The sequence below is a fragment of the Serratia sp. CY52157 genome, assembly GCF_052168495.1.
Taxonomy (GTDB): Bacteria; Pseudomonadota; Gammaproteobacteria; order Enterobacterales; family Enterobacteriaceae; genus Serratia; species Serratia ureilytica.
The window spans coordinates 599,235-623,395 of sequence record NZ_JBJNMO010000002.1 but is presented as its reverse complement, the minus strand read 5'-3'; the positions used below and the strand labels follow the sequence as shown (position 1 = coordinate 623,395).

The following is a 24,161-nucleotide window of genomic DNA, read 5'->3' as shown; positions in this document are numbered from 1 at the left end:
TTTGCCGTCCGCATTATCCCCCCATGCGTAAACGAGCCGGAAAATTGTGTCGCCAACAGGCAGAAACCCTGTATTCAATGGGGTTTGCAGGCGGCTTGCACACACATTTTTTTACCTGCCCATAGCTGGACTAACGGGAGAGGATGATTATCATGTTACGCAGACTACAGATGCAGAGAGCGTTGTATGCAACATATCATTGAAGGTTTCCTCAGTTTCCAGAAAGAGATTTTCCCGCAGCGCAAGGAACTGTTCCGCAGCCTTGCCTCCAGCCAAAATCCCAAAGCGCTGTTTATCTCATGCTCTGACAGCCGTTTAGTGCCCGAGCTGGTCACACAGCAAGAACCTGGGCAGCTTTTCGTTATCCGTAACGCCGGCAACATCGTCCCTTCCTTCGGCCCGGAGCCGGGCGGCGTCTCTGCCACCATCGAGTATGCAGTGGTGGCGTTGGGGGTTACCGATATCGTGATTTGTGGCCACTCGAACTGCGGCGCCATGAAAGCGATAGCCTCCTGCCAGTGCCTCGATCCCATGCCTGCCGTGGCCCACTGGCTGCACTATGCCGATGCGGCAAAAGCGGTGGTCGAGAAGAAAACGTGGAATAGCGAAACAGACAAAGTTAACGCTATGGTCGAAGAGAACGTTATTGCTCAGCTAAATAATATTAAAACCCACCCTTCTGTGGCGGTGGGTCTGCGCAACAGCGGGCTGCGCCTGCACGGCTGGGTGTACGACATCGAAAGCGGCGAAATTCGCACGCTGGATAGAAACACCAAGAGCTTCGTGTCTTTGGCCGATAATCCCGACGTCTATTTCGAATAAAATAGCGTCCGGTTTAGCCATTAAATAAAATCCACGCCGCGGCGTGGATTTTATTATCCGCCTTAAGCCAAGCGCGCCTCTATCGCCGCAGCGAAGTCGCGGCACATCCGTTCGTCACCCTCAGCGTTGTCCGCCAATACCGTCTCGCCATCCACCACCCGGATGTGCGCCTGCAAATCGAAATCTGCAGGCGGCTGCGGGCGCTTGGCCGCGGCGGCCATCGTCTGCTGCGCCTCGTGCCACGCCTGCGCCACCGTCTGGTTGCAGGCCTGCGCCAGATAGTCCGGATTAAACCCTTCGCCGGTCAGGCTGCGCAGCGTGTCGTCATGGCTGACGCTGTTGCCCGGCAACCAGTAGTGTTGCGCCAGATCCGGGCCGATGGCCGGGTTGTCCGTCAGGTAACCGTCGCGCTGCAGGAAGAAGTGACGGGTTTGCTCCACCGCCATCATCGCCAGCAGATAACCCTGATAGGAACAGGCGGACTCCAGCGACAGCAGGTGCGGGATCGCCAACGTCGGGCGCGGGCTGCCGCTGATGCCGAGGATCTTTTGCTCGACCTCGCGCGCCAGCGCGGTGATGGCTTCCGGCGTGCGCTGCTCGTCATCCCACTGATACAACGCCCACTCGAAGTACGGCACCAGCAGGATATGGCGTTCGTTGAACGCGCGCATCGGCTGGCGCGCCGCGATGCCGGCTTCAATCAGCGCATCGGGCACCGCTTCGCCGGCAGCGTTTTTCGCATAGCGCTTCAACCAGTCGGCATCGTCCAGCAGGCTGTCGCAGAACATCGACTGGGTTTCGGCATAGGCCATCGAGGTCGGCGGAAACTCCTGCGAGAAGCACGGCGCATTCTGGCGGATGTTGGCGAAGTGCGCCGCGTGGCCGCCCTCGTGGAACAGGGTGTTGAGCCCGTAAGCGCCGCTGCCCACCTGCCCCGGCTGCGCCAGGCTGGTGAAGTTGATGCGCGCCGGCACCCATTCCTCCTGGCGCACAAACGGCGGCACCGGGCCGTGCATGAAGCCGTTCTCAAACTTGCCTTTGCGCACCAGCAGATCGAGATTCATCTCGGCGCCGCCAAAACCGATGTGCAGGCGTTTGAAGCTGTCGACTCAGCGTTCCAGCGAACGAGAAAACGGGAAGTAAGGATCCAGTTGACGGGTAACGTCGCCGGCGCTGGCGAAGCGTACGTTCCACGGCTCCAGCGCCTGGTCGCCCTTGTCGGCCGCCAGCTGCCGCAGGCTGCGCGCGTTGGCCGCGCGGGTTTCCCGCTCGAAGCGATCCAGAATGGCGAACAGCTGCTCCGGCGTCATGCGCTCGGTTTTGTTCACCTTGTAATCGAAGTAGTTGCGATAGCCCATCTGGCGCGCAAAGCGGTTGCGCAGGCCGATCAGCTCCGGCAGGCCGTTATGCAGCAGCCATTGCTCCAGATCGCGCAGCGCCTGCTGCGAGCTGCGGCGAGAGTCTTCGTTCGGGTTGGTCGCCTGGTTGGTCAACAGCTCGCCGAGCGAGGCCGCCACCCGCCGCCCGTCGGCGTTCAGGTGCGTGACCTGATAGCCCTTGCGGCGCGAGTAGAGATCGGACTCGGCGTGGATGATTTGATCCAACAGCGCCTGCGCCTGCGAGTCTTCAATGGCGTTGCAGTCGAAAAAGCGCAGCCAACCTTGCAGGCCATGGATCAGCGCATCGCGCTGCGCCTCCTGCGGCAACGCTTCCAGCCCGGCAAGCAGACTGCGGATCTCGGCCAGCCGGCGCGGTTCGGCGACGAAGCGCTTATAGGCGCTTTCCGCGGCGGAAAAGCGCGCCGAGACGTCTTCATCGCCAGTGCCCATGTAGTTTTGCCAGAACAGCTCTTCTTTAGCGCGGTGAACGTCGAGGTAATCCTGGTTCAATTGATTGAAGTAATCGAGAGCCTGTTGCATAACCGTCCTTCTCAGCCGATGAGGAAATATCCCAGTATAGTCGCGCTTAGGCCTGACGCAGGCGCTGCAGCCCCTGCTCCAGCGTCTCGCTCTCGCCGGCGGCCACCAGGCAACAGGCGACCTGCCGCTGGATAGCCTGCGGGATCGCCACCTCACCCGCCAGACAGCGTTCAGTCCAGCGCGCGGTGGTTTCCGCGTCTTTCGCCGCCGGCAATGCCGGCGTTTCATCCGGCAAGGTGCGCTCCAGCAGCACCTGCTGTTCGCCGCCGACGATGTGGTGAATTTGCGGGCAGCGCAGCGGGTTGGCGTAGGCCTCGCCTTCCGTGCCGTGCATCAGCAACCCGCGGGCGCCGATCTGGCGGAAAAACGACGCCACCCGGCCAACATACTCCGGATGTGAGACGCTGGCGAGGCGCAACGCATCCTGTTCGCCAAACGGCGTCGCCAGCTTGGCCAGCGTATGGGCACTGTTGCGCACCCCCATGCGCCAACGCAATCCGAGCTGCCGCGCCAACGGCGCCGACAGCGTGGAAACCGGCATGAATACCGCCTCGCCTTTATCGAGACGCCGCTGGGCGTGAGCGGCCTGTTCCGACCACGGCAGCCCCAGAGCGCGGAAAATCTCGGCGCTGGTCACGCGGGTGCTGTCGTCCAGGACGCCGTGCACCACCACCGGCAGGCCCACTTTCGCCAGCAGCAGCGCCAGCAGCGGCGTCAGGTTGGCCTGCTTGCGCGCACCGTTGTAGCTCGGCAGCACTACCGGCAGCGGGCGCCCTTGCGGCGCCTGCAGCGACAATACCTGCTGCTGCATCGCCTGGTAGAACCCCAGCATCTCCTCTTCGGCTTCGCCCTTGATGCGCAGCGCGATCAGAATGCCGCCCAGCTCAAGTTCGGGGACCTCCCCGGCCAGCATCGCCAGATACAGTTGAAAAGCGGTCTGTTGATCCAGGTCGCGCGCATGATTTTTGCCGCGGCCTATTTCTTTGATAATTTTGGTGTAATCCATCCGAAGGTTCCCCTGGCTGCCCTTCAGTTAGCATACCCTATCCGCGCCGCCGCTCAACCTCCTGCGCCAGTCGCCGCTGCGCGTCATCGCCCTCGCGCAGCCCGGCGATGACCCCGCCGGCGTCGTCGGCGCTGCGGTTTTGGCTCATCTTCCATTTGCCTTCACGCCGGGTGACGGCGATCTCGATGCCGACGATGCCTTTAAGCTGCGCGGCGATGTAGTTGGCCGGCGCATCATCGAGCCGCCAGGGTTCCGGGCGTCGCCCTTCCTGCTGCGCGGTAAGAGCGATCAGCTGGCGGCGCAGCCAGGCCGGATCGTCCGTCATCGTCGGCACGCCATACAGCTGCACCACGCTGTAATTCCAGGTCGGCACCACCTTGCCGGTCTGGCGTTTGCTCGGGTACCAGCCTGGCGACACATAACCTTCCAGGCCTTGAAAGATCACCAGGCATTCCGCGTCGTGCCGCAACCGCCGCCAGTGCTCGTTGGCGCGCGACAGGTGCGCCCGCAGCCGCAGCTGCCCCTGCTCGACATCAGCCACAAACGGCAGCGGGTCGGCCGTCAATCCGTGCTCGCCGTGGCTGACCAACAGCCCCAGCGGGTGGGCGCGGATCAACGCCAGTTGGGCATCCAGATCGTCTTCGCGAAATGCGGCGGGTTGAAACATCAGTGGGGCTCCTTATCGCGCTCTCATGATGACGACAGTAAAGCACCCGCCGGCGGCCTACTTAAGATCCGCTTTCTGAGTATTTCGAGTGATCCGCTTTAACAACAACAGGGCCACGCCCATCGCCAACAGATTAAATACCATGGCGCCGGCAAAGGCCTGGGCATAGCGCTCCGCCGCGCCGCCGCTCGCCAACAGCGGCACAAAACCGACGCCGCTGACCACGATGCCCAACGCGCCTCCCACCTGCTGCACGGTGGCGACCAGACCCGCCGCCATCCCCGCCTGCCGCTCCTGCGCCAAACCCAGCACCAGATTCAACAGCGGCGTCATGCTCAGCGCCTGACCGAATCCCAAAATCACCAACCCCGGCAGCAGCTGCAGCGGATGCGCCAGCGCCTCACCCCACAGCGCCTGCGCCATCAATAGCGCCAACCCGGCGGCGTAAATCGCCACGCCCACGCTCAGCACGCCGTTGCCCCACCGCTGCGCCAGCCGGGGCGCCAGCATCGACGCCAACATAAAGGCCGCGCTGGCCGGGGCGAACAGGCTGCCCGCCTGAAAAGGCGTCAGCCCGGCCCCCGCCTGCAGCAGCAGCGCGAAACACAAGAAAAACGAGGAAGCGGTGGCATAAATCGCCAGCACCACCGCCATGCCCGGCGCGAAACCCGCCTGGCGGAACAGCGCCGGATCGAGCACCGCATCATCACCACGCTGCGCCAGACGGCGCTCCCAACGCAGGAAGCCCCACAGCGTCAGCATCGCCAACGCCAACATCGGCGCTATCCACCACGGCCAGCCGCGCGCCGGCCCCTCCAGCAGCGGCAGCAGCAACAGCGACAGGCCGGTCGCCGCCAGCCACAGGCCAACGCCGTCCAGCCGCTGCGCCTGCGCCACCCGCGATTCGGGAATGCGCCGCGCCGCCCACAGCGCCAGTGCGCCGATCGGCAAATTGATCAAAAAGATCATGCGCCAGCCGCTGCCGAACAGGTTAGCCTCGATGATAAATCCGCCGAGGATCTGGCCGAAGATCGCCGCCAATCCCAGCGTCATGCCCAGCCAGGCGAAGGCGCGCCGCCGCTGTTGCGGCGCATACAGCACCCGCATCAAGGCGTAAATTTGCGGGAACAACAGCGCCGCCGTCGCCCCCTGCAGAATACGCGCGGCGATCAGCAGGCCGAGCGATCCCGCCAGCCCGCACAGCAGAGAACTCAACGTGAATCCCAGCATGCCGAGGCTGAACAAGCGCCGACGCCCGAAGCGATCGCCCAGGCGCCCACCGGCGATCAACAGCACCCCAAACGCCAGCTCGTAACCGGCGACGATCAAACCGACCCCGGCGAAATCGGCGGCGAACTGCCGCTGGATCACCGGCGCCGCCACGTTGACCACGAACAGATCGAACACCGTGACAAAACCGCCCAACAGCAGCACCGGCAGGCCGGGCAGCCCTCGCCGCTCACCAGATAATGAATGTTCCATACCACCTCCAGAGATTATGATGGCCGCAGTATGGAACAAGGTTTAAACTGTTACTATATAGCCATTTATACTATTACTGACAGCAACAGGACGGCCGACATGCCCCCACGCACCCTCGAACGCACCCGCCACGAACTGGGGGATTTTCTGCGGCAAAAGCGAGAACAGCTGTCGCCAGAGGCGGTCGGCTTGCCGAGCGGCAGCCGCCGCCGCACGCCGGGCTTGCGGCGCGAGGAGGTGGCGGCGCTGGCCGGCGTCGGCCTCACCTGGTACACCTGGCTGGAGCAAGGCAGGGAAATCAATGCGTCGGTGACGTTTTTGGAAAATCTGGCGCGGGTGCTGCAGCTCGACGCCGCCGGCCGCTACCACCTGTTCTTATTGGCGCATCAGCGCCCGCCGGTGCCGGTTGGGCATCAGTGGTGTCAGGTTTCGCCGTTGGTGCGGCGTCTGCTGGACGATTTGGCGCTGCGGCCGGCCTACGTCATGAACCTGAGTTGGGACATCATCGCCTGGAATCCGGCGGCGCAGCGGCTGTTCGCCATCGGCGATCGCCCGGCGCAAGAGCGCAACATGTTGTGGATGTTGTTTGCCGATCCGCAGCTCAATGAGCGCCTGCTGGAGTGGCAAGCGCAGGCGCCGCAAATCCTGGCCAGCTTCCGCCGCGACTACGCCCGCGCGCCGGAGGATGAGGTGATGCGCCAACGGGTGCAGGCGCTGGAGCGGGTGTCGCCGCCGTTCCGCCGGCTCTGGCGGCAGCATGACATTCACGGACGCTGTCAGGGACGGCGCAGCTTCGTCGTCCCGGAGATCGGCCCGGTCACCTTTGACCATGCCTCTTTCATCGTCGACGAAGAGAACCATCTGCGGCTGGTGATGTACAGCGCGCTGCCGGACGAACCGGCCAGCGCGGCGTTTGAAGCGCTGCTGCGCGAGGATTAACGACGGCTGTCGAAAATGAGTTTGCAGGCCAGCCCGGCGAACACGCCGCTCAGCAGGTAGTTCGGCCAGCGGGCGCTGAAACGGCGGCCGACGAAACGGCTTTTCATGCCGCTGACCGCCAGGATCACCCCGCCGTTAATCAGCAAGCCGACCAGATTCAGCACCGTCGCCAGCGCCAGCATCTGCACCACCACCGAGCCGGCGCGCGGATCGATAAACTGCGGGAACAGCGCCAACACGAACAGCGCCATCTTCGGGTTGAGGATGTTGGTCAGCAGCCCCTGTCGGAAAATGCGCGCCGTCGGCACCGCCTGCAACCCGGCGGAAGCCTGCAGACTGCTGCCGGATCGCAACGTTTTCCACGCCAGATAGAGCAGATAAGCTGCGCCCAACATTCTCACCGCGTCGTAAGCCAGCGGCACCGCGACGAACAGTTGCGACAACCCCAGCGCCGCCGCCAGCGCATGGCAGTAAGTGCCGAGTTGAATGCCCGCCAGCGAAGCGAAACCGGCCCGCCGCCCCTGGCTGACGCTGCGCGAAGCGATCAGCAGCATATCCGGGCCGGGGGTCAGCGCCAGCGCCACGCAGGCACCGGAAAACAACAACAGCGTTGCAGCATCAATCATGAATCACCTGATAAGAAGACGGACGGGGATGGAGCGTCCATCATAGCGACGCCGACGTGGCTTGTCAGCGCCGCTCACCTCAGATCACCCACAAATCGAGATACTCGTTGACCGGCATCTGCGCCAGCCGCTGCCGGTCCAGCGACACCTCAAGAATGCGCTGCTGCTGCAGGGCCGGGAACTGGCGCGCCAGGTTGGTTTTGAACTTCTCGATCAGCAGCGGGATGCCCTCTTCGCGCCGCCGCGCATGGCCGATAGGATACTCCACCGCCACCTCATCCAGACGGCTGCCGTCGGCGAACTCCACCGTCAGCGCATTGGCTATCGAGCGTTTTTCCGGATCGTGATAATCGCGCGTGAAGGCGGGATCTTCATGGCAATGTATCTTGCTACGCAATACGTCGATGCGCGGATCTTCGGCCACCCGGTCCTCGTAATCCGCCGCCGTCAGCCGGCCGAACAGCAGCGGGATCGCCACCATATACTGAATGCAGTGATCGCGATCCGCCGGGTTATCCAGCGGCCCCTGCTTGTCGATAATGCGCAGGCAGGCCTCGTGAGTGCGGATGCTCACTGCGGCGATGTCGGCGGCGGTTTTGCCGGCGGCCTGCATCTGGCGGTGCAGCGTCATGGCCGCCTCCACGGCGGTCTGGGCATGGAACTCCGCCGGGAACGAAATTTTAAACAGCACGTTCTCCATCACATACGCGCCGTACGGCCGCTGGAAGCGGAAAGGTTTGCCGTTGAACGAGACATCGTAGAATCCCCAGGTCGGCGCCGTGAGCGCCGAGGGATAGCCCATCTCACCGGTGGCGGCCATCAGCGCCAGCCGCACCGCGCGAGCGGTCGCATCCCCCGCCGCCCAGGATTTGCGGGTGCCGGCGTTCGGCGCGTGGCGGTAGGTGCGCAGCGACTGCCCGTCCACCCACGCCAGCGACACCGCGTTCAGGATCGCCTCGCGGCTCAGGCAGAGCAGCTGCGCCACCACCGCGGTGGACGCCACCTTCACCAGCAGCACGTGATCCAACCCTACCCGGTTGAAGGCGTTTTCCAGCGCCAGGCAGCCCTGGATCTCATGCGCCTTGATCATGGCGATCAGCACCTGCCGCATGGTCAGCGGCGCTTTGCCCGCCGCCACCGCCTGGCGAGAGAGCCAATCGGCCACCGCCAGGATCCCGCCCAGGTTGTCCGACGGGTGGCCCCACTCCGCCGCCAGCCAGGTGTCGTTGAAGTCGAGCCAGCGGATCATGGCGCCGATATTGAACGCCGCCTGCACCGGATCCAGCTGGAAACGGGTGCCGGGCACCCGGCTGCCGTTCAGCACCTCGGCGCCCGGCACCACCGGCCCCATCAGTTTCTTGCAGGCCGGGTAGCTCAGCGCCTCCAGCCCGCAGCCGAGGGTATCGAGCAGGCAATAATGGGCGGTGCGGTACGCCGCCGGGGTATCGACGGCCTCTTTCATCACATAATCGACGATATCGACCATTTCGCGATCGAACGGCGGACGGCGGGTATTGGCAGACTCAAGCATCATGATTCCCAAAGGCTCCAGAGTGAAAACGACACGATAACGACCGGCGCTCAGCGCTGATCCAGCGGTACGAAGGCTCGCGCTTCCGGCCCGGTATAGTTGGCGGACGGGCGAATGATTTTGTTGTCCTGCCGTTGCTCAATGATGTGCGCCGACCAGCCGCTGACGCGCGCCATGACGAACAGCGGCGTGAACATTTCGGTGGGCACCCCCAGCTGGTGGTAAGACACCGCCGAGAACCAGTCGAGGTTGGGGAACATGTTTTTGGTGTCGCGCATCACGCTTTCCAGCCGGTCGGCGATGTCATACAGCTTCATCGCGCCCGCGTCCTGCGACAGGCGCAGCGCGATCTCTTTGATCACCTGATGGCGCGGATCGGAGACGGTATACACCGGGTGCCCGAAGCCGATCACCACCTCTTTGTTGTCGATGCGGCGGCGAATGTCGGCTTCCGCTTCGTCCGGCGTTTCATAGCGTTGCTGGATCTCCAGCGACACCTCGTTGGCGCCGCCGTGCTTCGGCCCGCGCAGCGCGCCAATGGCGCCGACGATCGCCGAATAGACATCGGATCCGGTGCCGGCGATCACCCGGCCGGCGAAGGTCGAGGCGTTGAACTCATGCTCGGCGTACAGGATCAATGACGCGTGCATCGCCTGCTCCCAGCAGGCGGAAGGCGTTGCGCCGTGCAGCAGGTGCAGGAAGTGGCCGCCGATGGAATCGTCGTCGGTCTCCGGCTGAATGCGCTCGCCGTTGTGGCTGTAGTGATACCAGTAGAGCAGCATCGATCCCAACGACGCCAGCAGCCGATCGGCGATGTCGCGCGCGCCGGCCGCGCCGTGCTGCTCTTTTTCCGGCAGCGTGCAGCCGAGGGCCGAAACGCCGGTGCGCATCACGTCCATCGGGTGAGATGCCGCCGGCAGCGCCTCCAGCACCGTGCGCACGCTGGCGGGCAGGCCGCGCAGCGCCTTGAGCCGCTGCTTGTAGGCATGTAGTTCGTCGCGGTTGGGCAACTTGCCGTGGATCAGCAGATGGGCGACCTCTTCAAACTCGCAGTGGCGCGCGAGGTCGAGAATGTCGTAACCGCGGTAGTGCAGATCGTTGCCGCTGCGCCCTACGGAACACAGCGCGGTATTCCCGGCGGGCACGCCGGATAACGCCACGGATTTTTTCGGCTTAACGCCAGTCGGGCTTTGCGGGGGGATCGCTTGGCTCATACTGTCCTCATTTAGCTTCTGCGTGAATGGCGCTTATTCGTCGCGTTGGCGAGCGAACAGAGCGTCGAGTTTCTCTTCGAACAAATAGTAGTTGATGCTTTCATACAGCTCGTTGCGGGTCTGCATGGTGTCGATGACGTTTTTCTGCGTGCCCTCCTCGCGCAGAGCGCGGTACACCCGCTCCGCCGCCCGATTCATCGCCCGGAAGGCCGACAGCGGATACAGCGCCATATCCACCCGGGCGCTGCGCAGCTCCTCGGTAGTGAACAGCGGCGTCGCGCCGAATTCGGTGATGTTGGCGAGGATCGGCACCTGCGTCGCTTCGGCGAAGCGGCGGTACATGCCCAGCTCGGTGATCGCTTCCGGGAACAGCATGTCGGCCCCGGCCGCCATGTAAGCCTGAGCGCGCTCGATGGCCGCCTCCAGCCCCTCCACCGCCAGCGCATCGGTGCGCGCCATGATCACGAAGTCCGGATCGCTGCGCGCATCTACCGCCGCCTTGATGCGATCCACCATCTCTTCGGTGGAGACGATGGCCTTATTGGGCCGATGGCCGCAGCGCTTGGCGCCGACCTGATCTTCGATATGCAGCGCCGCCGCCCCGGCCTTGCTCACCGAGCGCACCGTGCGGGCGACGTTGAACGCCGATGCGCCGAAACCGCTGTCGACATCCACCAGCAGCGGCAGCGGGCAGACATCGGTGATGCGGCGAATATCGGTCAACACATCGTCCAGCGTCGAAATACCCAGGTCCGGCAGCCCCAGCGAACCGGCCGCCACGCCGCCGCCGGAAAGATAGATGGCCTGGAACCCCGCCCGCTGGGCCAGCAGGGCATGGTTGGCGTTGATCGCGCCGGCGATTTGCAAGGGTTTTTCTTTACTCAGGGCCTGACGAAAGGCGAGCCCGGGTGAGCGCAGCGTCATGACGTTCTCTCCAATTAGCTAGATGGAACAGACAGAGCAAGGGGCGGGCCAGGTTGCACTTTGGCGAGGAAAAAATTAAAAGCGATAAAAATAAGTGAGTTATAAAATTCGCATCGCCATTGGGCATACCAAGCGATAAAAAACGTTTCAGTTAACGTTTCAATCTCGGTTTCAGTCGGCATATTTGAAACATGACTGAAACAAGGCTACACCTAATGCAGCCACTTTCATTCGGTAACCCACCATGAGCGATCACATCACGCCGCCCCGCACGCCGGACAAACCGGTGATCTGGACCGTCTCCATCACCCGCCTGTTCGATCTGTTCCGGGATATCAGTCTCGAGTTCGACCATCTGGCGACCATCACCCCGATCCGCCTCGGCTTTGAGGAGGCGGTGCAGCATATCCGCTCTCGCCTGGCTAGCGAGCCTTGCGACGCCATCATCGCCGCCGGCTCCAACGGCGCCTACCTGAAAAGCCGCCTGTCGGTGCCGGTCATTTTGGTCAAGCCCGGCGGCTTCGACCTGCTGCAGGCGCTGAGCCAGGCGCGCAGAACCGCCGATCGGATCGGCGTCATCACCTATAAAACGCCCCTGCCCGCGCTGATGGAGTTCCAGCAAACCTTCGATCTGCCGCTGGAGCAGCGCAGTTACGTCACCGAAGAGGACGCGCGCGGCCAGATCGCCGAGCTGAAAGCCGCCGGCATTCAGGCGGTGGTCGGCGCCGGCCTCATCAGCGATCTGGCGGAAGAGGCCGGGCTCACCGCCATTTTTCTCTATTCCGCCGCCACCCTGCGCGCCGCCTTCAGCGACGCGCTGGACGTGACGCGCCTGATGCTGGGCGGCGCCAAACGCGGCGGCGACTACGCCGCGCGCGATACCCTGCAGCCGCGCTATGGGCTGAGCGATTTACAGGGCGACTCCCCGCAGATGGAGCAGACCCGGCGCACCATCATGCTGTACGCCCGCTCGCCGGCGGCGGTGTTGATTGAAGGCGAAACCGGCACTGGCAAAGAGCTGGCGGCGCAGGCGGTCCACCGCGAATACTTTTCCCGGCGCGGCGCGCCGTCCAGGGGCGCGACGCCGCCGTTCGTCGCCATCAACTGCGGCGCCATCGCCGAATCGCTGCTGGAGGCGGAGCTGTTCGGCTATGAAGAAGGCGCCTTCACCGGTTCACGGCGCGGCGGCCGACGCGGGCTGCTGGAAACCGCCAACGGCGGCACCCTGTTTCTGGATGAGATCGGCGAAATGCCGCTGCACCTGCAAACCCGGCTGCTGCGGGCGCTGGAAGAAAAAACCATCACCCGGGTCGGCGGGCAACAGCCGGTAAAGGTCGACTTTCGCGTCATCAGCGCCACCCACACCCGCCTGGAGCAGGCGATTCAACAGGGCGATTTTCGCGCCGATCTGTTTTACCGCCTGAGCGCCCTGCGGCTGCAGCTGCCGCCATTGCGGGCGCGCGGCAACGATATCGCGATGCTGGCGGAACACTTTCTGAAACAGTCGCTGGCGGCGCTCGACGTGCCGCTGACGGAGCCGCTGCGCGCCGCCCTGGCCGGGTGTTACGCCGCGCTGGGTCATTACGCCTGGCCCGGCAACCTGCGCGAGCTGCGCAACATGATGGAGCGGGTGGCGCTGATGCTGAGCACCGGCGTCGCGCCGAGCGGCGAGACCCTGCAGTGGCTGCTGCCGGAGCTGGCGGTGGCCCCGCCGCCCGAGACGCAGGCGGCGCCCATCTCCGCCCACGAAGCCCTGGCGCGGTGCGGAGGCGACCACGCCGCGGCCGCCCGGTTGCTTGGGATCAGCCGCACCACTTTATGGCGCCGGCTGAAAAAACCGAACTGAGCATCAGCCGGCGCGCCGGCCATCCGAGGCCGGCAGCAGTCGCGCTCGCCGATCGCCCAGCAGGTTCATGCCCGCCGCCGCCAGCAGGATGATCGCCGTCCCCAGCAGTTGCCATGCCGACAGCCGGTGGCCAAACGCCAGGCGATCCACCAGCATGGCGGCGATCGGGTAGATGAACGACAGCGAGCCGATCAGGTGGGTCGGCAGCTTCTGCAACGCGCCGTACATCAGCACGTACATCAGGCCGGTATGCAACACGCCGAGCGTCGCCAGCATCCCCCACTGGCCCACGCTGGCCGACGCATGAAAATCCACCAGCGGCAGCAGCATCACCGCCCCTACCGTTACCTGGATCAGCGCAATAAGATGCGGCGGCGTGCCCTTCAGCCGCTTGGCCGCCAGCGCCATCAGGGCGTAGAAAAACGCCGCGCCGAGCGCCAGCGCGATGCCCGCCAGATAATGACTCTGCTCCCCCGCCTGCCGCGGCTGAGCCAGCACCACCAGCATCATGCCGCCGAACGCCAGCCCCAACCACAGCAACTTGTGGGCGGTCAGCCGTTCCCCCAGAAACAGCGCCCCCAGCCCCACCAGCATAAACGGCTGGGTGTTGTACACCGCGGTGGCGATGGAGATAGAGGCATAGGAATAGGCGGCGAACAGCAGCAGCCAGTTGATCACCAGCGCGACGCCGCCGGCGATCGCCAGCAGCAGCGTGGCGCGCGTCAGCGCATCGCGGCGCAGCTGGCCCAGCGCGCCGCACACCGCCAGCAGCACCAGCGCCCCCACCGCGCAGCGCCAAAACACCACGTTGACCACCGGCTGGCCGGACATCAGCACAAACCAGCCGATGGAGCCGGAAATCAGCATCGCCGCCGCCATCTCCAGCGAGCCGCGTTTTATCTCTGCATTCATTCTGCGTTCCTCAAAGCTTGCCCAGAGACATAGCTTGCGGCTTCGCGGGGCGGCTTTCCATAGCATAAAAAAGGCAGATATGCTTAACTGCCTTTTTCTCGCAGCTACAATCCAGGAAACACCTAACGGAGGCGTTATGGATGATATCGATCGCCAAATCCTGACCATTCTGGCGGAAGATGCGCGCGCATCGTTGAAGACGCTGAGCGCGCAGGTTGGCCTGTCGTCGCCGAGCACGTCGGAAAGACTGCGGCGGCTGGAGGAAAGCGGCGTGATCCAGGGCTATACCCTGAACGTCAATCTGCAGGCGGTGGGTTACGCCTTTCAGTCGCTGGTGCGCATCAAGCCGCTGCCGGGCATGCTGAAGAAGGTCGAACAGCTGATTCAGGCGATCCCGGAAGTGGTCGAATGCGATAAGGTGACCGGCGAAGACTGCTTTATCGTGCGGCTGGTGGCGCACTCGATGGAACAGCTCGACCACACCCTCGATCGGCTGGCCGAACACGCGCAGAGCAACACCTCGATCGTGAAAACCACGCCGGTCAAGCGCCGCCTGCCGCCGCTGCTCTGATCAACGCCGCCGTTTGCGGGCGAACGGGTTGCCGCGCTTCTTCTCTTTTTTAGCCGCGTCGGCGGCGGATTTCAGCGCCGCCAGATGCGCCTTGTCGGGCTCCGGCACCGCGCGCTGCTCAATCGGGAACACCGGCAACGACGCCAACAGCCGCGAACCGTAGTTTTTGGTCAACAGCCGGCGATCGTAGATCACGATCTCGCCGTAACATTGGTTGCTGCGGATCAGGCGGCCGACCTGCTGGATCAGGTTGAACGAGGCGCTCGGCAGGCTCTGCACTTCGAACGGATAACGCTTCAGCGATTTCAGCCACTCGCCTTCGGTGATGATCACCGGGCTGTCGATCGGCGGGAACGCGATTTTGTGAATATGCACCTGGGTCAGCAGTTCGCCTTTCAGATCCAGCCCTTCGGCGAACGATTGCAGCCCCACCAGCACGCTGGCGACGCCCTTCTCCACCCGCTTGCGGTGCTCTTCCACCAGCCGGTAGCGCGGCTGGTCGCCCTGCACCAGCAGCATCAGCCGCAGATCGGTCACGTAGCTGAGGAAAGTCTGCATCGCCCGGTGGCTGCTGAACAGGATCAGCATGCCTTTGTGCTTGCCGCTCGCCTGCTCGGCGCGGAAAAACCGCGCCATTTCCTCAAGGTGCTCCACCTCATTGGCGAGCGCCGGTTCGTAGCGCATCTGCGGAATGACAATCTTGCCCTGTTCGACGTGATTGAACGGCGATGAGAGCGTTTCGAAGCGATCGCCGGCCTTCTCGCTCAACCCGCTCATCTCTTGCAAACGCGCGAAGCTGTTCAGTGAACGCAGCGTGGCCGAGGTGACCACCACGTGCGGCACCTTGCGCCACAGCAGCTTTTCCAGCTGATCGCTGACGCGAATGCCGACGCAGTGCAAATACAGATGGGTGACGTTATCGCGCAGTTCGCGCGTGACCCATTTGGAGATCGGCGCGTTGGACGACTTGTCGAGCGCCGCCAGCCGCCACAGCTTGCTCATCGCCTCCAGATAGCCCAGCGTGCGGCTCATCTGAATGATCGAGCGGTGCAGACGCATGATGTCGTGCTTGCCGGTCTGTTCGGTAAGATCGTTAAGCACGAACTCCGCCAGCCCGCGCAGCGCATCGGTCAGTTTGAACAGCCGCGCGCAGCTCTCCACCATCTCCGCGGGCAGCTCGCCCATTTCAAAACGGTGCTCGGCCACCACGCTGTCGCCGGGCAGATAGGCGCTGACCTGATGCTCGAAGATCTGCACCAGCTCGCGCAGCTCCTCGCAATGGTTTTTCAGCCGTTCGCTGTTGGCCAGCCCCGGCGGATTCTTCGGCCGGTACTGCGTCATGCACTGTTCGACCTGGCGCACGATCATGTCCAGCTGCAGGTTGGTCGACAGCGCGGTGATTTCCCCGTCGATCTCCAGCGCGTCGCGCGCCACCTCCGGCAAATGGTGGCCTTCGTCCAGCACCAGCAGCAGCTCTTTCGGGTTCGGCAGCACCGATTCCGTCTCCAGCGCCGCCATCACCAGCGCGTGGTTGGCCACCACCACGTCGGCGCTCTCGATCTCTTTGCGGGCGATATAGAACGGGCATTCGCGAATGTAGTGACAGTTGCGCCCCAGGCAGTTGGTCTTGTCGGTGCTCAGCTTGGCCCACAGCGGATCGTCGATGCTCTGCTGATAGTGATCGCGCAGCCCGTCCCACTCAAAGCGGGCCAGCGCCTTGGTCAGCTTCTGACACAGCGCCTGCTCTTCACCGCTGGACGGCGCCAGCTCGTCGTCGAGAAACAGCGTCAGATCGCCCTGTTGGCTAACGTCGGTGCTCATCGCCGCCAGATTGCGCGGGCAGACGTAACGCCCGCGGCCAAAGGCGCCGGTAAATTTCAGATCGGGAATAATCTTCTTCAGCAGCGGCAAATCCTTGCTGTAGATCTGATCCTGCAGCGCCACGTTGGCGGTGCTGACCACCAGCGGTTTGCTCTCCGCCCGCCCGACGGCGATGCCCGGTATCAGGTAAGACAGCGTTTTGCCGACGCCGGTCGGCGCCTCGATCGCCAGATGGCGCGGGTAGTCGCCGGCCAGCGTCTTCGCCACCTCGGCGATCATCTGACGCTGGGGCGCGCGGGAAATGAAATCCGGTATTTGCTGCTGCAGGGCTTTGTACCACTGGCCAATCTGATCTTTAACTGCGGAGGAGAGCGCCATTCAACTCTTATCTAAACGAAATGATGGCGCTATTGTCCCACAGACCGCCGGCGGCGTCAGCCCGAGTTACGTCTGCGGATCGATCATCGAGGCGCGCCCGGCGCCGAACGACCATTCGTCCAACTGGGTGGTGGCGATCACCACCATCACATCCTCGGGGTTCAGCCGCAGGTTCTCCGCCAGCAGCGTCGCCAACCGCCGGTAAAAACGCCGCTTGGTGTCGCTGTCGCGCGGCCGCCCGGCGGTGATGTAGAACAGCACGAAATCCGCACTGCGCGGCCCGCCGAGATAGTCGCGATCGTAGATAAGCTCACCGGGGCGGTATTGATCGATCGCCTGAAATTTGTCCGCCGGCGGCACCTCGAAGGCCTCCACCAGCGCCTGATGCAGGCTGTCGGACAAGGTTTGCAGGTAGTCGGCGGATTTGCCCTGATGCAGGGCGATGCGGCTAAACGGCATGGGGCGCCTCCGGTTCCAGCTCGCGCAAGCGCGCCACGGCCGACGCCGCCGCGGGCCAGCCGGCGTAAAACGCCAGGTGGGTGATGAGCTCAGCCAGCTGCTGATGCGCCACGCCGTTGCGCTGCGCCAGCTGCAGATGAAACGGCAGTTGCTCCAGGCGGTTGAGCGCCACCAGCGCGGCGACGGTGATCACGCTGCGCTCGCGCGGGCTCAGCTCTGGCCGCTGCCAGACATCGTCAAACAAGACGCTGTCGCTGAGCTGCGCCAGCTTGGGGGCGATATCGCCGAACGCCTGTTGTCCGGCCCGGGATTCTGATTGCATCACACTCTCCTGTCAGTTGCGGATAGCCTTACGCTACCCGCCGACGAGGCGAGTGAAAATCGGGATTTTCGGCAGTCTCGGTTCAGAAAAACGGGAGGGTTCCCCGCCGACGGCGGGGAGATATTACGATTCCAGCGGCGCAACGCCGTCGAAATGGGCGCTCAGCAGCGCATTCAGCTCCGGCCGCTGCTCCACCCGTTCGGCGATGGCGTAAAGCCGCGGGCAGTGTTGCCGGAACCACGCGCGCCCCGGCCGCCAGTTGCACATCACCGCCACGTACAGATCCAGCGCGCTGAAGCTCTTGCCGAGAAACCACGGGCCGGCGGCACCGGCAGCGGCGTTCAGCTGCCGCAATAAACGCTCGCGATAGCTCATCACTGCGTTTTTCAGCTGTTCCGCCCCTTCCGTTTTCGGCTGCCAGCGCTGCGGATGGTCGGCGTAGGTGAAAGTGGGGTAAATCTCTGCGTTGATGAACAACAGCCAGCGCAAAAAGCGCGGCAACAGCGGCGAGCCGCCGGGCGGCGCCAATTCGGCGTGCGGCGCGCGATCGTGCAGCAGCAGGATAATCGCCGCGCTCTCCGTCATCACTTCGTCATCAGGCAGCACCAGAGTGGGGACCTGACCGAGCGGGTTCAACGCCAACAGGCGATCCCGCTCCGGGCCGTCCTGGGTGTAATCCACTTCCTCGTAGCCCCAGGGGAACGCGGTCAGCACCAACGCGGCGGCCACGATGGTCGAGCCACACCCCTGCGTACCGAACAATGTATAAGTATCGTGCATGATTCCTCCGGAAACCGATCAGGCTATCGGTAACTGTAGACCAGCCGCCGACCGTCGGTTGCAGAAAAAATTCACCCTTTGCGCGACTTTTTTAATCGTTCGACATGAAAATGAATTTTTTGTCATAAATAGATCACATTACTACGGTAAAAATTCTCCGCCGCCAACAACCGGACGGCACAGTAAAGCAGCAATGCAACTGATGATAGCGTCTTTTAATCGAATAAAGCAGGGTAACCCATGAAACGTAATCTTCTGGCCGTTATTATTCCGGCACTTTTACTTGCGCAAGCGGCACAGGCAGCAGAAATCTACAATAAAGACGGCAACAAACTCGATTTTTACGGTCGTGTGAAAGCCCTGCATTATTTCTCCGATGATGCCGGCAACGATGGCGATAAAACCTACGTCCGTATCGGCTTTAAAGGCGCCACCCAGATTAATGACATGCTGACCGGTTACGGCCAGTGGGAATATCAGATCGCCGCTAACCATTCTGAATCCGACGGCACCAAAGACACTAAAACGCGTCTGGGCTTCGCCGGTCTGAAATATAAAGACCTCGGTTCTTTCGACTACGGTCGCAATTACGGCATTATTTACGACGTCGGCGCCTGGACGGATATGCTGCCTGAATTCGGCGACGACGCGTACGTCAAAACCGACAACTTCATGAACGGCCGCACCAACGGCGTCGCCACCTACCGCAATAACAACTTCTTCGGTCTGGTCGACGGCCTGAAATTCGCCGTCCAGTATCAGGGCAAGAACGAAAACGACGGCCGCTCCGCCAGCAAGGCTAACGGCGACGGCTGGGGTCTTTCCTCCAGCTATGAAATCATCGACGGCCTGAGCGTGGGCGCCGCCTATGCCTCTTCCAACCGCACCGCCAGTCAGAAAGCGGGCACCTTCGGTAAAGGCGACAAGGCCGATATCTGGGCCACCGGTCTGAAGTATGACAACAACGATGTCTACCTGGCCGCGACCTACTCGGAAAGCCGCAACATCGCGCCAATTTCCGGCACCGCCACCATCAATAACCGCTCCACTTCCGTCAGCGGCTTCGCCAATAAAGCCGAAGGCCTGGAACTGGTTGCGCAATATCAGTTCGACTTCGGTCTGCGTCCATCGCTGGGCTACGTTCAGCAGAAGGGCAAAGATATTGAAGGCATCGGCGATGCCGACCTGGTGAAATATATCGACGTCGGCGCGTACTACTATTTCAACAAGAACATGTCGACCTATGTCGATTATAAAATCAACCAGCTCGACAGCAATAATAAGCTGGGTCTGAAAGACGACAACGTGATTGCCGTCGCCCTGACCTATCAGTTCTGATGTGATGAATGAATAACCACCACTGCAAACTTTAGCGTCACTTGATACCCAGAGTTTTATTTCGCCGGGCGGCTGCGTCCGGCTTTTTTGTTTTTATTTTCCCCGTCGGCGAATGCCCCCGCTTGCCTTGCCAAACAAACGGGTCTACATGTATAGCTTTCCCCCGAGCGGAATCAGCCATGCATAACGACGGTCGGTTTAACTATCACAACGCCGTGCGCTACAGCAGCGACGAACTGGCGAACATCCTCAACCACTGTTTTGAAAACTACATCGTGCGTTTCGTCCTCGACGGGCCGACCTTCGCCGCCCGCTTCGGCGCCGAAGATCTCAGCCTGAACGACAGCCTGATCGTCACCCATCGCAATGAACCGGTGGCGGTGGCGCTGATCGCCCGCCGCGGCCGGCACAGCCGGATCGCGGCCTTTTCCGTACGCCCCGAGATGCGCGGCCAGGGGCTGGGTAAGGCGCTGATGCAACGGGTAGTAGCGGATGCCCGTCAGCGCGGCGATCATCGGCTGTCGCTGGAAGTGATCGAAGGCAACGAAGCCGCGCTGGCGCTGTACCACCGCGCCGGGCTGCGCATCGTGCGCACCCTGACCGGCCATCAGGCGCCGGCGGCCGTGCCGCCAGGCAAGGCGGTGCTGCAGGCGGTCGATCCGCTGACCGTCAGCCATCGCCTGACGGCGGAAGGCGCCACCGACCTGCCCTGGCTGATCGCCCCCGAGTCGTTGTTCAAACTGCCGGGCAAACCGCGCGCTTATACCCTCGAACGCCAAGCCTACGCCGTGGTGATGCCCGGCACCGAGCACTGCTGGCTGCGCCTGATCTACGTGCCGCCGCAGCATCGCGGCCAGGGGCATGCCCGCGCCTTGCTGGCCGCTCTGCAAGCGCAGTTCGCCCCTTTGCCGCTGACCGCCAACGTTTTTGTGCCCGAGGTGGCCGCCCCCTTCTTTACGCATCTTGGCTGGCGGCAGGATCCCCTGCGTCAGTTCGAGATGGATATGCTGCTGGACAGTCCACAATAAAAAAGAGAGATAACAATGGCAGGAAAACAGGTACGCACACTCACCCTCGGCGCGGCGATGGGCGTCGCGCTGCTGGCCTTGACCGGTTGCGCACAGCCGCCGCACGCCGACGCGCAGGCCCAGCAGCGGTTGGCGGATCAATCGGTGCTGGCGGTCAACTGGTTCCAACAGTCCGGCGAATACCAGGCGCTGGCGCATCAGGCGTTCAACAGCGCGCAGCGCGCCTTCGATCAGGCCAGGGCCGCGCCAGGCCGTAAAAAGGCGGTGGTGGTCGATCTGGATGAAACCATGCTGGATAACAGCGCCTACTCCGGCTGGCAGGCGCAGCAGGGCCGACCGTACGACGGCGCGACTTGGGCCAAATGGACGCAGGCCGAACAGGCCGCCGCGGTGCCGGGCGCAGTGGCGTTCGCCCGCTATGTTAACGCCCATCAGGGGACCATGTTCTACGTGTCGAACCGTAAACAGAGCGACTACGCCGCCACGGTGGCCAACATGCAGAAGCTCGGTTTCACCGGCCTGTCGGCAAAAACCGTGCTGCTCAGCACCGACACCGCCAATAAACAGGCGCGCTTCGACGCCATTAAACAAGCCGGCTATGACATCGTGGTGTACGCGGGCGACAACCTGAACGACTTCGGCGCCGCGACTTACCACCAGGACAATGCGCAGCGCCGGGCGTTCGTCAGCAAGAACCAGGCCAAGTTCGGCACCGAATTCATCGTGCTGCCCAACCCGATGTACGGCGACTGGGAAAGCGGCCTGGCTCGCGACTACAACAAGCTGACGCCGCAGCAAAAGCTGCAGGTGCGCCAGCAGGCGATCAAAGCCTGGCGCGGGCGCTAACCCTCACAGCAGTTTGTACATATAGCAGGTGGCCTCCAACGCCCCGCCGTCGCTGGCGCGGGCGTATTGCGGGATGTCGCCCGCCGCCTCGAACCCCAATTGACGGTACAGCCCCTGCGCCGCGCTGCCGCTCAGGGTATCCAGCACCAACAGGCTGCGGCGATGACGCGCCGCCAGCGCCTGCACTTCCTGCATCAACAGCCGGGCGACGCCCTGCCGCCGCGCCTGCGGGTGCACCATCAGCTTGACCACTTCCGCCCGGTGACGGCCGTTGTCCGGCATCGCCAACAGCAGCTGCACGGTGCCGACCGGCCGGCCGTTCGCGAGCGCCACCAGCATCGCACGCTCTCCCCGCGCGATGGCCGGCAGCAACCCCTGCCAAAACGCCTGCGCCTGCGTCAGCGTGAAAGGCATGACAAAACCGATGCTGGCGCCGTGCGCCACGCTGGCGTGCAGCATTTCGGCCAATTCGGCAATGGCGCTTTGCGCCGCGCCGGCGTCCCACTGTTGCAATTCAATCATGGCTATGGCCTGCAAATAACGAGGGTGTAATGGGCCGGCTCATCGCCGGGGACATGGAAACGGGAGGCGCCGAACAGGCGGTAGCGCAGGCAGTCGCCGGATGATAACCGGAAAACGCGCCCTTCCAGCGTCAACTCCAGCTGCCCGGACAGCAGCCAGAGATGGTGCTCCAGCGCCGGAATCGACGGCAGGTCGTAATCGATCTGCGCGCCGGCATCGAGCCGGGCTTCGATAAATTCAGCCTTATACAACGCAGCGGGGGGAGAAACGGAGCGACGGTGAAAACCGCTGGCGCGATCGACCCACACCGGTTGCTGCTGCGGCCGCAACAGCTCCGGCGGCTCGTCTTCGATCTCGCTCAGCAGGCGCGACATGGTCAACCCATAGGCGGCGCACAGCCGGTTCAGCAACGACGCCGTCGGGCTGGTCTCGGCGCGCTCCACCCGCGAGAGCGTCGCCCGGCTAAGGCCGGTGCGCTGCGCCAGCTCCTCCAGCGACCACGCCCGTTGCTGGCGCAAATCCGCCAGCCGCTGCGCCAACCTCAGGTCGGCATTGTCCAGACCGTTATCCATCGTTCACACTCCGCTTGAAAATCCCATATAAGAGAAATAATCTCAAATTAGAGATATAGCAAGCGAATTTTAACAATGTCGCGCAGGAATAACGCCAGGATCACCGCAAACATCGCCGAATGAGGAGAAGCGTTCTAGCACTCGCGCGAGGACGGGTTGGGTACAAAATTGCCCGTCTCGGCGGCCGGCGGCGCGATCGCGGCGCAGCGCCAGGCGCTGAATACCGCCAGCAGCGGCGCCAGCGCGAACGCCAGGAACAGCCAACGCGCCGCCGATGCCGCGCCCGCCGCGCCGCCCGGATCGTTCAGCCCCGCCAGGTTGGCGATCATCCCCGCCAGCGCCGCGCCGAATGCGGTGGCGAACAGTTGCACCGTGGTGATCGAGGCGCCGGCGATGTCTTTGTCCGCTTCAGGCGCCACCTGCAAAATACGCGTCAACAGATGCGGCCAGCCGAAGCCGATGCCGAATCCCACCAGCGACAACGCGATGACGATCGGGGTCAGCGCCTGCCAGTGACCGCCGGAGGGCGTCGGCATCAGGATCGCCAGCGCCAGCAGGCCCACCAGCACGAACAGCGGCCCGCTGACGATCGCCCGGCGAATGCCCGCCCCGCGCCAGCCGGAGCTGAGGATTTCGGACAACGTCCAGCCGGCGGCCATGGTCGCGGCGATATAGCCGGAGATCAGCGGCGACTGGCCGTGCAGCAACTGCAGGAAATAGGGCACGAAGATTTCGCTGGTCATGCCGATTACCAGCAACGACACCGTAATATAGAGCGCCGCCAACGATGAGCCGCGCCGCAGCGCGCCATGCGGCAACAGGTGCGCGCGCGAGCGCGCCTCGCGCTTCATCAGCCAGGCCATCAGCGCCAGCGAAAGCGCGATGCCCGCCAGGTTGATCCAGACGCTGTGCGCCAGGCTGCCGGCGGACACCACCAGCACCGCCACGGTCAGCAACAGCAGCTGCGCGGTCGGCAGCGGCGCGGCTGCCTGCTGCGCCTGGCCCTTGGGCAGGATCAGGAAGGTAAACGCGGCGTACAGCGCCATGATCGGCAGCAGAATGCCGAAGGCCCAACGCCAGGCGTGCAACTCGGCGAAAATGCCGCCTACCGCCGGGCCGACCAGCGTGGCGATGCCCCACATCGCCGAGATAAGCGCCATGGCGCGCGGCCACAATCGCTGCTCGAACACCAGATTGATCATCGCGTAGGAGAGCGCAAAGATCAGCCCGCCGCCGAATCCCTGCACCGTGCGGCCGATCAGCATCACCGGCATGCTCGGCGCCAGCGCGCACAGCCCCGCTCCGGCGATGAAAAACAGCGAAGCGACCAGATAGGCGTTGCGCGCGCCGTAGCCGCTGAGCAAGCGGGCCGACAGCGCGGAGCCGAGGATCGACGCCACCACGAACAGCGTGGTGTTCCAGGCATAGAGCTCCAGACCGCCAATATCCTGCACCACCGAGGGCAGAATGGTGGTGGCGACCAGAATATTGATGGCATGCAGCGCCACGCCAAGCGAGAGCGCGATCGCACTGGCCGCATTTTTGCCGGAGAAAAGGTCGCTCCAGCGGCTATCGTCATGGGTTATCACGGTTGTTGTCCTGTTTTCAGAGGAATGGCATTGAGTTGGTCATGAGA

Annotated in this window: 22 protein-coding genes and 1 pseudogene; 7 read left to right on the top strand and 16 right to left on the bottom strand. The window is 63.4% G+C overall.

All coding sequences use genetic code 11. The features are described 5' to 3' along the window. The first annotated feature begins 186 nt into the window (after window positions 1–186). Window positions 187–822 carry a carbonic anhydrase gene (locus tag ACJ8IP_RS12765; RefSeq protein ID WP_004939270.1) on the top strand — a complete coding sequence of 212 codons (636 nt, stop codon included), beginning with the start codon at window positions 187–189 and terminating at the stop codon, window positions 820–822. A 62-nt stretch (window positions 823–884) separates the two neighbouring features. Here the strand turns inward: ACJ8IP_RS12765 and ACJ8IP_RS12760 are convergent. The 4 genes and pseudogenes from ACJ8IP_RS12760 to ACJ8IP_RS12745 all read right to left on the bottom strand — a co-directional run bounded on the left by ACJ8IP_RS12760 (window position 885) and on the right by ACJ8IP_RS12745 (window position 5,896). Beyond that, window positions 885–2,741: pseudogene (locus tag ACJ8IP_RS12760) on the bottom strand (M3 family metallopeptidase). 46 nt (window positions 2,742–2,787) lie between these two features. Continuing rightward, the gene (gene ybiB, locus ACJ8IP_RS12755; protein WP_164107251.1) at window positions 2,788–3,747 is read right to left on the bottom strand and encodes a DNA-binding protein YbiB; all 960 of its coding nucleotides are present in this window, start codon (window positions 3,745–3,747) and stop codon (window positions 2,788–2,790) included. 37 nt (window positions 3,748–3,784) lie between these two features. Further along, window positions 3,785–4,414, bottom strand: coding sequence for an FMN-binding negative transcriptional regulator (locus ACJ8IP_RS12750; protein ID WP_164107250.1), 630 nt, complete (start codon window positions 4,412–4,414; stop codon window positions 3,785–3,787). A 57-nt stretch (window positions 4,415–4,471) separates the two neighbouring features. After that, the gene (locus ACJ8IP_RS12745) at window positions 4,472–5,896 is read right to left on the bottom strand and encodes an MFS transporter (RefSeq protein ID WP_442524410.1); all 1,425 of its coding nucleotides are present in this window, start codon (window positions 5,894–5,896) and stop codon (window positions 4,472–4,474) included. Window positions 5,897–5,995: 99 nt separating this feature from the next. Between ACJ8IP_RS12745 and ACJ8IP_RS12740 the strand changes: the two genes are divergently transcribed. After that, window positions 5,996–6,835: a helix-turn-helix transcriptional regulator gene (locus tag ACJ8IP_RS12740; RefSeq protein WP_033650544.1), complete on the top strand. Its 840-nt coding sequence runs from the start codon at window positions 5,996–5,998 to the stop codon at window positions 6,833–6,835. Here ACJ8IP_RS12740 and ACJ8IP_RS12735 read toward each other — a convergent pair. From ACJ8IP_RS12735 to prpB, 4 genes are all read right to left on the bottom strand, one after another. Continuing rightward, entirely contained in the window at window positions 6,832–7,461 is a 630-nt protein-coding gene (locus ACJ8IP_RS12735) for a LysE family translocator (RefSeq protein WP_060444218.1), read from the bottom strand. The two genes, ACJ8IP_RS12740 and ACJ8IP_RS12735, sit on opposite strands and share 4 nt — an antisense overlap. A gap of 79 nt (window positions 7,462–7,540) precedes the next feature. Then, window positions 7,541–8,992, bottom strand: a complete 1,452-nt coding sequence (locus tag ACJ8IP_RS12730) for a bifunctional 2-methylcitrate dehydratase/aconitate hydratase (RefSeq protein WP_164107266.1) — start codon at window positions 8,990–8,992, stop codon at window positions 7,541–7,543. Between the two features lie 50 nt (window positions 8,993–9,042). After that, on the bottom strand, window positions 9,043–10,206 hold the full coding sequence (gene prpC, locus ACJ8IP_RS12725; protein ID WP_164107248.1) for a bifunctional 2-methylcitrate synthase/citrate synthase: 1,164 nt from the start codon (window positions 10,204–10,206) through the stop codon (window positions 9,043–9,045). A gap of 33 nt (window positions 10,207–10,239) precedes the next feature. Further along, window positions 10,240–11,130 carry a methylisocitrate lyase gene (gene prpB / locus ACJ8IP_RS12720; RefSeq protein WP_442524409.1) on the bottom strand — a complete coding sequence of 297 codons (891 nt, stop codon included), beginning with the start codon at window positions 11,128–11,130 and terminating at the stop codon, window positions 10,240–10,242. Between the two features lie 244 nt (window positions 11,131–11,374). On the opposite strand from prpB, the gene prpR reads away from it, so the two are divergent. Further along, a complete protein-coding gene (gene prpR / locus ACJ8IP_RS12715; RefSeq protein WP_164107247.1) occupies window positions 11,375–12,976 on the top strand; it encodes a propionate catabolism operon regulatory protein PrpR in 1,602 nt (533 codons plus the stop codon). Between the two features lie 3 nt (window positions 12,977–12,979). Here prpR and ACJ8IP_RS12710 read toward each other — a convergent pair whose 3' ends face one another. Next, complete coding sequence (locus ACJ8IP_RS12710; RefSeq protein WP_164107246.1) at window positions 12,980–13,888, bottom strand: DMT family transporter; 909 nt, start codon at window positions 13,886–13,888, stop codon at window positions 12,980–12,982. Window positions 13,889–14,024: 136 nt separating this feature from the next. Between ACJ8IP_RS12710 and ACJ8IP_RS12705 the strand changes: the two genes are divergently transcribed. Next, window positions 14,025–14,459: an Lrp/AsnC family transcriptional regulator gene (locus tag ACJ8IP_RS12705; RefSeq protein WP_042783967.1), complete on the top strand. Its 435-nt coding sequence runs from the start codon at window positions 14,025–14,027 to the stop codon at window positions 14,457–14,459. Here the strand turns inward: ACJ8IP_RS12705 and dinG are convergent, their stop codons facing one another. The 4 genes from dinG to ACJ8IP_RS12685 all read right to left on the bottom strand — a co-directional run bounded on the left by dinG (window position 14,460) and on the right by ACJ8IP_RS12685 (window position 18,219). Then, window positions 14,460–16,658: an ATP-dependent DNA helicase DinG gene (gene dinG, locus ACJ8IP_RS12700; protein WP_164107245.1), complete on the bottom strand. Its 2,199-nt coding sequence runs from the start codon at window positions 16,656–16,658 to the stop codon at window positions 14,460–14,462. 66 nt (window positions 16,659–16,724) lie between these two features. Next, window positions 16,725–17,117 carry a tautomerase family protein gene (locus ACJ8IP_RS12695; RefSeq protein WP_046686661.1) on the bottom strand — a complete coding sequence of 131 codons (393 nt, stop codon included), beginning with the start codon at window positions 17,115–17,117 and terminating at the stop codon, window positions 16,725–16,727. After that, on the bottom strand, window positions 17,107–17,439 hold the full coding sequence (locus tag ACJ8IP_RS12690; protein WP_442524408.1) for a carboxymuconolactone decarboxylase family protein: 333 nt from the start codon (window positions 17,437–17,439) through the stop codon (window positions 17,107–17,109). Before ACJ8IP_RS12690 ends, ACJ8IP_RS12695 begins: the two co-directional genes overlap by 11 nt. Before the next feature lie 123 nt (window positions 17,440–17,562). Then, the gene (locus ACJ8IP_RS12685; RefSeq protein ID WP_094144109.1) at window positions 17,563–18,219 is read right to left on the bottom strand and encodes a glutathione S-transferase family protein; all 657 of its coding nucleotides are present in this window, start codon (window positions 18,217–18,219) and stop codon (window positions 17,563–17,565) included. A gap of 240 nt (window positions 18,220–18,459) precedes the next feature. Between ACJ8IP_RS12685 and ompC the strand changes: the two genes are divergently transcribed. The 3 genes from ompC to ACJ8IP_RS12670 all read left to right on the top strand — a co-directional run bounded on the left by ompC (window position 18,460) and on the right by ACJ8IP_RS12670 (window position 21,431). After that, on the top strand, window positions 18,460–19,557 hold the full coding sequence (ompC, locus tag ACJ8IP_RS12680; protein WP_164107244.1) for a porin OmpC: 1,098 nt from the start codon (window positions 18,460–18,462) through the stop codon (window positions 19,555–19,557). 179 nt (window positions 19,558–19,736) lie between these two features. Then, window positions 19,737–20,585, top strand: a complete 849-nt coding sequence (locus tag ACJ8IP_RS12675; protein WP_042783961.1) for a GNAT family N-acetyltransferase — start codon at window positions 19,737–19,739, stop codon at window positions 20,583–20,585. Between the two features lie 15 nt (window positions 20,586–20,600). Next, a complete protein-coding gene (locus tag ACJ8IP_RS12670) occupies window positions 20,601–21,431 on the top strand; it encodes a 5'-nucleotidase, lipoprotein e(P4) family (RefSeq protein WP_049866662.1) in 831 nt (276 codons plus the stop codon). A 3-nt stretch (window positions 21,432–21,434) separates the two neighbouring features. On the opposite strand, the gene ACJ8IP_RS12665 is transcribed toward ACJ8IP_RS12670, so the two are convergent. The 3 genes from ACJ8IP_RS12665 to ACJ8IP_RS12655 form a co-directional block, all read right to left on the bottom strand. Continuing rightward, window positions 21,435–21,953 carry a GNAT family N-acetyltransferase gene (locus ACJ8IP_RS12665; RefSeq protein WP_033642367.1) on the bottom strand — a complete coding sequence of 173 codons (519 nt, stop codon included), beginning with the start codon at window positions 21,951–21,953 and terminating at the stop codon, window positions 21,435–21,437. 2 nt (window positions 21,954–21,955) lie between these two features. Next, entirely contained in the window at window positions 21,956–22,525 is a 570-nt protein-coding gene (locus tag ACJ8IP_RS12660; protein ID WP_033642366.1) for a helix-turn-helix domain-containing protein, read from the bottom strand. A 134-nt stretch (window positions 22,526–22,659) separates the two neighbouring features. After that, window positions 22,660–24,114, bottom strand: coding sequence for an MFS transporter (locus ACJ8IP_RS12655; RefSeq protein ID WP_108680334.1), 1,455 nt, complete (start codon window positions 24,112–24,114; stop codon window positions 22,660–22,662). Between the last annotated feature and the right edge of the window lie 47 nt (window positions 24,115–24,161).

Excerpts from the sequence above, each read along its gene's own strand:
- ACJ8IP_RS12765 (WP_004939270.1), top strand. The coding sequence starts at position 187 with ATGCAACATATCATTGAAGGTTTCCTCAGTTTCCAGAAAGAGATTTTC.
- ybiB (WP_164107251.1), bottom strand. The coding sequence starts at position 3,747 with ATGGATTACACCAAAATTATCAAAGAAATAGGCCGCGGCAAAAATCAT.
- ACJ8IP_RS12750 (WP_164107250.1), bottom strand. The coding sequence starts at position 4,414 with ATGTTTCAACCCGCCGCATTTCGCGAAGACGATCTGGATGCCCAACTG.
- ACJ8IP_RS12745 (WP_442524410.1), bottom strand. The coding sequence starts at position 5,896 with ATGGAACATTCATTATCTGGTGAGCGGCGAGGGCTGCCCGGCCTGCCG.
- ACJ8IP_RS12740 (WP_033650544.1), top strand. The coding sequence starts at position 5,996 with ATGCCCCCACGCACCCTCGAACGCACCCGCCACGAACTGGGGGATTTT.
- ACJ8IP_RS12735 (WP_060444218.1), bottom strand. The coding sequence starts at position 7,461 with ATGATTGATGCTGCAACGCTGTTGTTGTTTTCCGGTGCCTGCGTGGCG.
- ACJ8IP_RS12730 (WP_164107266.1), bottom strand. The coding sequence starts at position 8,992 with ATGCTTGAGTCTGCCAATACCCGCCGTCCGCCGTTCGATCGCGAAATG.
- prpC (WP_164107248.1), bottom strand. The coding sequence starts at position 10,206 with ATGAGCCAAGCGATCCCCCCGCAAAGCCCGACTGGCGTTAAGCCGAAA.
- prpB (WP_442524409.1), bottom strand. The coding sequence starts at position 11,130 with ATGACGCTGCGCTCACCCGGGCTCGCCTTTCGTCAGGCCCTGAGTAAA.
- prpR (WP_164107247.1), top strand. The coding sequence starts at position 11,375 with ATGAGCGATCACATCACGCCGCCCCGCACGCCGGACAAACCGGTGATC.
- ACJ8IP_RS12710 (WP_164107246.1), bottom strand. The coding sequence starts at position 13,888 with ATGAATGCAGAGATAAAACGCGGCTCGCTGGAGATGGCGGCGGCGATG.
- ACJ8IP_RS12705 (WP_042783967.1), top strand. The coding sequence starts at position 14,025 with ATGGATGATATCGATCGCCAAATCCTGACCATTCTGGCGGAAGATGCG.
- dinG (WP_164107245.1), bottom strand. The coding sequence starts at position 16,658 with ATGGCGCTCTCCTCCGCAGTTAAAGATCAGATTGGCCAGTGGTACAAA.
- ACJ8IP_RS12695 (WP_046686661.1), bottom strand. The coding sequence starts at position 17,117 with ATGCCGTTTAGCCGCATCGCCCTGCATCAGGGCAAATCCGCCGACTAC.
- ACJ8IP_RS12690 (WP_442524408.1), bottom strand. The coding sequence starts at position 17,439 with ATGCAATCAGAATCCCGGGCCGGACAACAGGCGTTCGGCGATATCGCC.
- ACJ8IP_RS12685 (WP_094144109.1), bottom strand. The coding sequence starts at position 18,219 with ATGCACGATACTTATACATTGTTCGGTACGCAGGGGTGTGGCTCGACC.
- ompC (WP_164107244.1), top strand. The coding sequence starts at position 18,460 with ATGAAACGTAATCTTCTGGCCGTTATTATTCCGGCACTTTTACTTGCG.
- ACJ8IP_RS12675 (WP_042783961.1), top strand. The coding sequence starts at position 19,737 with ATGCATAACGACGGTCGGTTTAACTATCACAACGCCGTGCGCTACAGC.
- ACJ8IP_RS12670 (WP_049866662.1), top strand. The coding sequence starts at position 20,601 with ATGGCAGGAAAACAGGTACGCACACTCACCCTCGGCGCGGCGATGGGC.
- ACJ8IP_RS12665 (WP_033642367.1), bottom strand. The coding sequence starts at position 21,953 with ATGATTGAATTGCAACAGTGGGACGCCGGCGCGGCGCAAAGCGCCATT.
- ACJ8IP_RS12660 (WP_033642366.1), bottom strand. The coding sequence starts at position 22,525 with ATGGATAACGGTCTGGACAATGCCGACCTGAGGTTGGCGCAGCGGCTG.